Origin of the sequence: Streptomyces sp. NPDC059456 (genome assembly GCF_042750055.1) — a bacterium.
Classification (GTDB): Bacteria; Actinomycetota; Actinomycetes; order Streptomycetales; family Streptomycetaceae; genus Streptomyces.
Window position 1 is genome coordinate 1 of sequence record NZ_JBHYVA010000347.1, and the last position, 8,606, is coordinate 8,606.

General features: G+C 74.6%; 4 protein-coding genes. 2 read left to right on the plus strand and 2 right to left on the minus strand.

The features are described from left to right. Positions 1-64: 64 nt before the first annotated feature. Complete coding sequence (locus ACFXA3_RS26130) at positions 65-1,531, plus strand: AMP-binding protein (RefSeq protein ID WP_385190718.1); 1,467 nt, start codon at positions 65-67, stop codon at positions 1,529-1,531. 38 nt (positions 1,532-1,569) lie between these two features. Further along, the gene (locus ACFXA3_RS26135) at positions 1,570-6,165 is read left to right on the plus strand and encodes a beta-ketoacyl synthase N-terminal-like domain-containing protein (protein WP_385190712.1); all 4,596 of its coding nucleotides are present in this window, start codon (positions 1,570-1,572) and stop codon (positions 6,163-6,165) included. Positions 6,166-6,234: 69 nt separating this feature from the next. Here ACFXA3_RS26135 and ACFXA3_RS26140 read toward each other — a convergent pair whose 3' ends face one another. Together ACFXA3_RS26140 and ACFXA3_RS26145 are read right to left on the minus strand one after the other, a co-directional pair. Continuing rightward, complete coding sequence (locus ACFXA3_RS26140; protein WP_385190714.1) at positions 6,235-7,020, minus strand: thioesterase II family protein; 786 nt, start codon at positions 7,018-7,020, stop codon at positions 6,235-6,237. Continuing rightward, on the minus strand, positions 7,017-8,333 hold the full coding sequence (locus ACFXA3_RS26145) for a condensation domain-containing protein (RefSeq protein ID WP_385190716.1): 1,317 nt from the start codon (positions 8,331-8,333) through the stop codon (positions 7,017-7,019). Before ACFXA3_RS26145 ends, ACFXA3_RS26140 begins: the two co-directional genes overlap by 4 nt. Positions 8,334-8,606 lie beyond the last annotated feature (273 nt).

An 8,606-nucleotide genomic window follows, 5' to 3' on the forward strand; every position in this document is an offset into this window, starting at 1 on the left:
CCGGGGGGGGGGGGGCGGGGGGGCGCGCGGGGGGGGGGGGGCGCCGGGGGGGGGGGGGGGGGTGGTGGTCGTTGCGGGGCCGCCGCGGGGGTTTGGATTCGAGGGGCCGCCGGGCGCCGGCGCGCCGGCCTATGTGGTGCACACCTCGGGCACCACCGGCACCCCGAAGGGCGTGCCGATCACCCACGCCAACGTACTGCCGCTGCTGCTGTGGCAGCGCGAACGGTTCGGCCTGGGACCCGGCACCCGGCTCCCGCAGACCCTGTCGCTGAGTTTCGACTTCGGCCTCCAGGAAATATTCACCACCGTGCTGTTCGGCGCCGCGCTCCATTTTCCCGACAGGGCCGAGCGGCTGTCCGCCCCCCGCTACGCCCGGTTCGTGCGGCGGGAGCAGCTGACCATCCTCTACCTGACGCCGACCTTCGCCGCCGAACTGGCCGCCGCAGGCATCGACATGCCCTCCGTACGCACGGTGGTGCTCGGCGGCGAGATGCTGACCTACGAGGCGCTCCAGGCGCTGACCTCACTGGTGGCTCCGGACGCGGTCTTCGTCAACGGCTACGGGCCGACCGAGGCGAGCATCAACTGCTCCATGCGCTTCATCAGCGCCGCGGAGGCGGGCACCGGCAGCGGCATCGTGCCGGTGGGACTTCCGACCGGCCGCTCGCAGGTCGGCGTCCTCGACCCCTGGGACGACCCGACCGTGCCGGGCGGCTTCGGCGAGGTCGTCATCGGCGGGCCGGGGGTGGCCGCCGGCTACCTCAACCGGCCCGGGACCGCGGGTCGGGCCTTCGCCACCGGGGCGGACGGCGAGCGCCGGTACCGTACCGGCGACCTCGGCAGCCTGCGTCCGAGCGGCGACCTGGTGCTGCTCGGGCGGCTGGACGACCAGGTCAAGATCCGCGGCTTCCGGGTGGAGCCGGAGGAGGTGCGGGCGGTTCTGCTGCGGCACCCGGACGTCCTCGACGCCGTCGTGGTGGTCGAGGGGGACGGGAACCGGCGACGTCTGGCCGCGGCGGTGGTGCCGGGACCCGGCTTCAGCGTCCACGCGCTGCGCGCCTGGGCGGCCGAGCGCCTGCCCGCGCACGAGGTGCCGCCCCGGATCGTCCCGCTCGACGTGCTCCCGCGCACGGCGCACGGCAAACTCGACCGCGCCCGGCTGGACGAGAGCCTGGCGGCGGCCGCCCCCGCGCCGGTACGCGGAGAGGTACCCACCCGGGACGTGGAGCGCCGGGTCGCGGAGGTCTGGCAGGAGGTGCTGGACGTCCCGCGCGTCGGGTCCCAGGACAACTTCTTCGATCTGGGAGGGCACTCGCTCCTGGTGGCGCCGGTGATCTCCCGCCTCGAAGAGGAACTGGGCCTGCCGGGGCTGCCGTTGATGCTGCTCTTCGAATTCCCCACCGTCGCCGAGCTGGCGGCCCGGCTGGAGATCCTGCTCCACACCGGGACTCCGGACGAGACGGACCGCCCGGTGGTCACCGGCCGCACCCGGCGGCGCGGAGCCCAGCACATCCGGATCACCTTCGGCTGATCCCCCCTCCCCTTGCCCGGACCGACTCTGGAGCGCAGTTGAACGGTCAGAAGCAGAACGACGCGATACCCGCCGACATCGCGGTGATCGGCATGGGCTGCCGGTTCCCCGGTGCGGACAGCCCGGACCAGTACTGGCAGAACATCCGTGAGGGCGTCGAGTCGATCCGGTTCTTCGACGACGACGAGCTGCGGGCCGCGGGGGTGCCCGCCCAGATGCTGGCGAGCCCCCGCTACGTGCCGGCGTCCGCGGCCTTGCAGGACGCGGAGGGCTTCGACGCCGACTACTTCGGATACGTGGCCCGGGAAGCCGAGCTGATGGACCCCCAGCACCGGCTCTTCCTGGAGTGCGCCCTGTGGGCCATGGAGGACGCGGGCTACGACCCGGCCCGCTACCCGGGCCTGGTCGGCGTCTACGCGGGCTCCACCATGAACACCTACCTGCTGGTCAACCTGGTCGGCAACCGCCGGATGCTGGACGCGGTCGGGGACCACGCCACCATGATCGGCAACGACAAGGACTACCTGGCGCTGCGGGTCGCCTACAAGCTGAACCTCCAGGGTCCGGCCGTCGCCGTGCAGACCGCCTGCTCCACCTCCCTCACCGCGATCCACCTCGCCGCGCAGGCGATCCTCGCCGGTGAGTGCGACATGGCCATCGCCGGCGGCGCGTCGCTGCGGATGCCCCACAACGCGGGCTACCTCCAGAACGCCACTGCCTCGCAGGACGGCCACTGCCGCAGCTTCGACGCGGACTCCACCGGCAGCGTGGTGGGCAACGGCGCCGGAGCGGTACTGCTCAAGCACCTCGACGACGCGCTGCGCGACGGGGACCACATCCACGCCGTGATCGCCGGCACGTCGATCGGCAACGACGGCCGGGCCAAAGCCAGTTTCACCGCGCCGGGCGTCGACGGGCAGGCTCGCGCCGCCGCCGGCGCCATCGCCTCGGCCGGTCTGACCGCGGACGTCATCGACTACGTCGAGGCGCACGGCACCGGCACGCCGCTGGGCGATCCGATCGAGGTCGCCGGGCTGACCAAGGCGTACCGGCTCACCACCGACCGCGGGAACTACTGCGCCATCGGCTCGGTCAAGCCCAACATCGGCCACCTCGACGCCGCCGCCGGGGTCGCCGGCTTCATCAAGACCGTCATGTGCCTGAAGAACAAGTCGATCCCGCCGGTGCTGCACTTCCGCACGCCCAACCCGGAGATCGACTTCGCCTCCGGCCCGTTCTACGTGCCGACGGAACTGCTGCCGATGGAGGGTGGGCCGGGACGGCCACGCTACGCCTCGGTGCACTCGCTCGGCATGGGCGGCGCCAACGCGCACGCGGTGCTGCGCGAGGCCCCCGCGCCCGTACCCGGCGCGCCTGCGCCCGAGAGCCAACTGGTGGTGCTCTCCGCGCGCAGCGGGCCGGCGCTCGCCGAGCGGATGGAGCAGACCGCCCGCTGGATGCGCGAGCACCCCGGCGCCGTGCCGGCCGATGTCGCCCACACCCTCCAGGTCGGCCGGACCGAGCACGAGTACCGGGCCAGTGTGGTGGCCCGGGACCTGGCCGACGCCGCGAGCGCCCTGGGTGCCAAGGGCTCCGCGCGCATCCGCACCTCGGAGACCGTGGACGAGGCCGGTTCCCTCGTCTTCCTCTTCCCCGGCCAGGGCAGCCAGAGCGTGGGCATGGGAGCGGAACTGCACCGTACGGAGCCGGTGTTCCGGGCCGCGGTCGACGAGTGCCTCGCCCTGATGCCCGCCGAGGTCGCCGACCGCCTCCGGCCGCTGCTGCTGACCCGCCGCGACCCCTCGGCCGACGGCCTGACCTCCACCGACCTCGCCCAGCCCGCGCTGTTCACCGTCGAGTACGCGCTCGCCCGGCTGCTGCTCTCGTACGGCCTGGAACCCGCGGCCCTGCTCGGGCACAGCATCGGCGAGTACGTGGCCGCGACCCTGGCGGGCGTCTTCAGCCTGCCCGACGCGCTGTCGGTGGTGGCCGCGCGCGGCAGGATGGTGGCGGGCCTGCCGAGCGGCTCGATGCTCGGCGTTCCCCTGTCCGAGGCCCGTATCCGCGAGCTGATCGGCGACCGGGAACTGTCGGTCGCCGCGGTCAACGGCTCGGCGCTGGTGTCCGTCGCCGGGGAGCACCGGGCCGTGGACGCCTTCGAGGCCCGGCTGCGCGCCGACGGGGTGGTGAGCCGGCGGCTGCGGGTCTCCCACGCCTTCCACTCCGCGATGCTCGACCCCGTCCTCGCCGACTTCACCGCCGAAGTGGCCAAGGCGGCGCTCAAACCGCCGACGATCCCGGTGATCTCCTGCGTCACCGGCCGGCCGCTGACCGCTGAGGAGGCCACCGACCCCGGCTACTGGGCTCGGCAGCTGCGCGAGACCGTCAGGTTCGCGGACGGCCTGCGGGAGGCCGCGGCGCCTCCCGGCAGCGTCCTGATCGAGGTCGGTCCCGGCCGTCAGCTGTCGGCCCTGGCCGGCAACGAACTGGGCACGCGGACGGCATCGGTGGCCACCATGATGCCCGCCGCCGACCAGCGGGGCGGCGAGCGGGCGGCCCTGCTCGACGGGCTCGCCGAGCTGTGGCACCAGGGTGTCCGCATCGACTGGCGGCGCACCCACGAGCACCCCCGCCTTCGTGTTCCGCTGCCCACGTACCCCTTCCAGCGCACCCGGTGCTGGATCGACGCCTCGCCGGACAACGCGGCCGTCGCGCTGGAGGCGGCTCCCCAGGGGCCGGAGGAGTGGATACACCAGCCCCGCTGGGTGCAGGTACCGCGCGGGGTGGGCGGGGCAGAGTCCGGGGGCGTCGCGCCCGGGACCGCGCCGGGCGGTGTCCTGGTGCTGGCCGACCGGTCGGGCGTCGGCGCGGCCCTCGCCGAGCGGCTGACGGCCCTGGGCAGCCGGGTCACGTTGGTGGACACCGACGCGGACGCCGCGGACGCGCTGCGGGCGGCACTGGCCGTACCCGGTTCCCGCCCGGACGCCGTGGTGCACCTGCGTTCGCTGGACGCCGCCCCCGGCGGCGACGTCGACCGTGAGCAGGCGGCCGGCCTGCGGTCGCTGCTCGGCCTCCTGCCGGCCGGTGGGGCCCAGCCTCCCCGGCTGCTGTACGTCACCCGCCACGTGTTCGACGTGACCGGCGAGGACCCGGTGCGTCCGGGCCTGGCCACCGCGGTCGGTCTGTGCCGGGTCGTGCCGCAGGAGACATCCTGGGACTGCCGGGTGGTCGAGCTCGACCCGCGCGACCCGCGCGAGCGCCTGCCGGAAACGGTGGCGGACCTGGTCGCCGAGCTGAGCGACCAGGCATCACAGGCATCGCAGGCGTCCCCGGTGGCCCTTCGCGGCCGAAACCGGTTCGTCCGCGCGCACGTGCGGGTGCACGTCGGCAACCAGGCTCCCTCCTTGCACGGCACCCATCTCCTGGTCGGCGGCCTCGGCATGATCGGCCGTACCCTGGCCGCGGAGATCCTGCGCGACCCCGCCGCCCACGTGGTGCTCTACGACCGCGCCGATCCCGCCGCGCTCGGCCCGTCGGCGCGGCGGCAGCTGGAGGAGCTGCGCGCGCTGGGCGGCGACCGGCTGACCGTACGGCGAGGCGACGCGGAGGACGCCGGGGCGCTGGCCACGGCGGTCCGCGAAGCCGCGGCGCAGCGCGGCGGCCGGCTCGCCGGTGTCATCTACACCCCGGGCATGTCCGTCTCCGACGGCATCAGGGCCGTGCTGGACTCCTCGCCCGAGCTGTTCGCGCAGCACATGGCCACCAAGATGACCGGGCTGCACGCGCTCGACGCGGCGCTGGAAGGCGTGGCGTACGACCGCTGCCTGATCGTCGGATCGCTCTCCAGCCTGCTGGGCGGGGTGGGCAGCGCGGCCTACACCGCGGCCAACTGGTACGCCGACACCTACGTGGCGCTGCGCAACCGGACCGCGGCGCGTCGCTGGCTCAACGTCCAGTGGGAGCACTGGCGGGAGGCCGACGCCCCCGGTCTGCGGGACGCCGCCGACTGCGGACCGCAGGAGGGGAAGGAGCTGTACCGCCTGCTGACCGCGGCGGGCGGCGACGGGCCGTTCACGGTGTGCGCGGCCGACCCCGACGTACGCGAGGCGCTGGCCCGGCAGGCCGAGGCCGGCTCCGCCGCCGCGCCGCCCGCCGACGGCGGACCGGCAGGACGCTCGTCCGCCGGGACGGCCAAGGGCCGGCCGAAGATGTCGGTGCCCTTCGTCGCGCCCCGCGACGAGACGGAGGAGTACGTCGCGGGCATGTGGCGCGACCTGCTCGGCATCGACGAGATCGGGGTCCGCGACAGTTTCTTCGAACTGGGCGGGCAGTCCTTGCTGGCCATGCAGCTCGTCGGCCGGCTTCGGGACGCCCACGGGATCGAACTGCCCCTCGGCGAGATCTTCCAGGAGGCCACCGTGGCCACGATCGCCCAGCTGATCCGCGCCGCCGGTGAGGCACCGTCGGCCGACGCGCCCGAGGCCGCGAAGGCCGCGGAAGGGGTGGAGGCCGTGGACGCGGAGGTCGGCGGGGCCGCCTCCGCGGAACTGGAGGCGCTGCTCAGCGAGATCGAGGGAATGTCGAGTTCGGACATCGAGGCCGCACTGGGCACCGAGGGCGAGGAGAGTGCCTGACCCGCCGCCGGGGCGGGTCGGACCGGGCCGTGAGGTGGAGGAAGCACCAGAGGGGACTTCCCCCACGGACTATGTGTCCGGCCCGCCCCGCGTCAGCCGTTCACGGACCAGCGCGATGAGTTCGCGCTGGTCGCCGTGGACCAGGAAGTGGTCGCCCGCGACTTCCACCTGCTCGAAGCCGGCGGACGTCTCGGCGCGCCAGCCTTCGGCCATCGCCTCGGTCAGCGTGTCGTCGTACCGCCCCCGGACGGCCGTCAGCGGGACCGGCAGCGGGGCGCGGTCGGGGCGCACGTAGGTCTCGGTGCAGGCGAAGTCCGCGCGGACGGCGGGGAGGACCAGCCGCATCAGCTCTGCGTTGGCCAGCAGTTGCGGCGGGGTCGCGGTCAGGCGGGTCAGCACCTTGATGAGCGCCGGGTCCGGCAGCGCGTGGACCGGCGGCGTGGTGAACGGCTCGCGCGGCGCGCGGTAGGAGGCGGCGAAGAGCCGCTCCGGAGCGCGCAGCCCGCGGGCGACCAGCCGGTGTGCCGTCTCGAAGGCCAGCAGCGCCCCCATGCTGATGCCGAACAGCGCGTACGGCCGGTCCAGCAACGGGGCCAGCTCCGCGGCGAGCAGATCCGCGAGCCGGTGCATCCGGGCCACTGCGGGCTCGTGCAGACGTTCGGCCCGGCCCGGCAGTTTCACCGGTACGGCGTGGATGTCCGGCCCGAGTTCCTCCTGCCAGCTCCTGAACAGGGACCAGCCGCCTCCCGCGTACGGCAGGCAGAACAACCGTGTCGCGGCGGCGCTCTCCTCGGCACCGTACGGGAACCAGGGCGAGCCGGACAGTCGTGGCCCGGCGCCGGTGGCGCCGGTCATCCGGCCGGCTCCGACAGCGGCGGCAGATCCGCGACGCGGGTGGCGGGCGCGGTGGCCAGCGTCTCCACGGTGTACTGCAGATGCCTGGCGAGCCCTTCCACCGCGGCGTCCGGGAACCTCGCGGCGTACTCGATCCGGCCGGTCAGCTCGTCCCGTCGCCGGTTCCAGGACAGGGCGAGGTCGTGCTTCACCTCCACCGGCGGCAGGGGGTGGTGGCTCAGCCCCAGGCCGCCCAGGGACACGGTGTCCAGCGGCGCGTTGTTGTGCACCACGGCCACGTTCCCGAACGGGCTCCGGCCGTCGCCACGGCGGGGCAGCGCCGAGACCAGCCGGGAGAACGGCAGGTCGCTGTGGGCCAGCGCGTCGGCCACCACCCCGGCGGCCCGCTCCAGCAGCGCGTCCAGCCGGTCGTCGGGGAAGACCCGCAAGCGCAGCACCACCGTGTTGACGAAGCAGCCGATCAACGCGAGCCCTTCGCGGTCGCGCCGGTCGACCGGGGTGGTGAGGACCAGGTCGCCCTGACCGCTCAACCGGTGCAGCGTGGCCGCCGACGCCGCCACCAGTCCGGCGAACAGGCTCGCGGAGCGGCGTGAGCACAGGTGTTCCAGCGCCGCGGCCGTGCCTCCCGGCACCCGCAGCGTCAGCTCGCGGCCCGCCCACTTGCGACCGGCCGCGGCGCCCTGCGACCGACCGGGCCGCTCGGCCAGCGCGGACAGGTCGATCCTGTCCGGCGCGCCGTCGAGCGTCCGGAGCCAGTGCTCCAGTGCTCCGGGCGCCACGGTGTCCTTCGCCGCGAGCGCGAAGTACCCCTTGGGCGGCACGGCCGGGGCGGGAACCTCACCGGCCGCCAACGCCGGGTAGAGGGCGGTGAGTTCGGTCAGCAGCACACCCAGCGAACCGCCGTCCGAGACGATGTGGTGGAACGTGACGACCAGCACCCGCTCGTCGGGTCCGGTACGCACCAGCAGACAGCGCCACACCGGACCCCGGTCGAGCCGGAACGGCGTGAGCGCCTCCTCCCGTACGATCCGCGCCGCTTCCCGCCCGGGGTCGGGCAGCTCGCCGACGTCCACGGACCGCCAGGGCAGGCGCAGCGCGCCCGGCGGTTCCACGAAGGCGCGCGGGACGCCGTCCTCGTCGGCGGGATAGCGCGAGCGCAGCGGTTCGTGGCGGTCCTGGACCCGCTGGAGCGCCTCGCGGAGCAGGTCCTCCTCCACCGGCCCGGACAGCCGTACGGCCGCCGGGTTGTGGTAAGTCGAGGTCCCGGGGTCGAGCTGCTCGAAGAGCCAGATGCCGAACTGCGTTGCGGACAACCGGTACGGTCCGGGCGACGCACGCTGCCCCAGCCGGCGGGCGAGCAGCTCCCGTTGGGCCGGAGTGAGCCGTTCCAGACGCCCGGCCAGGTCGTTCGCCGCTCCGCCCGCGGGCGGGGCGCCCGCGCGCGCGTCCCCCGCCCCTCGCCCCCCCCCCCCCCGCGGCTGGGCGGGGGGGGGGGGGGCCCGCCCGGGCGGCGGGGAGCGCCCCCCCGACGGGCCGGTTTGTCGTCGGCCGCCTCGACGGAACGCCGCTGGCCTGCGGCGGCATAC

What these genes read in the sequence shown, in the direction of transcription:
- ACFXA3_RS26140 (WP_385190714.1), bottom strand. Translation starts at nt 7,020, where the DNA reads ATGACCGGCGCCACCGGCGCCGGGCCACGACTGTCCGGCTCGCCCTGG.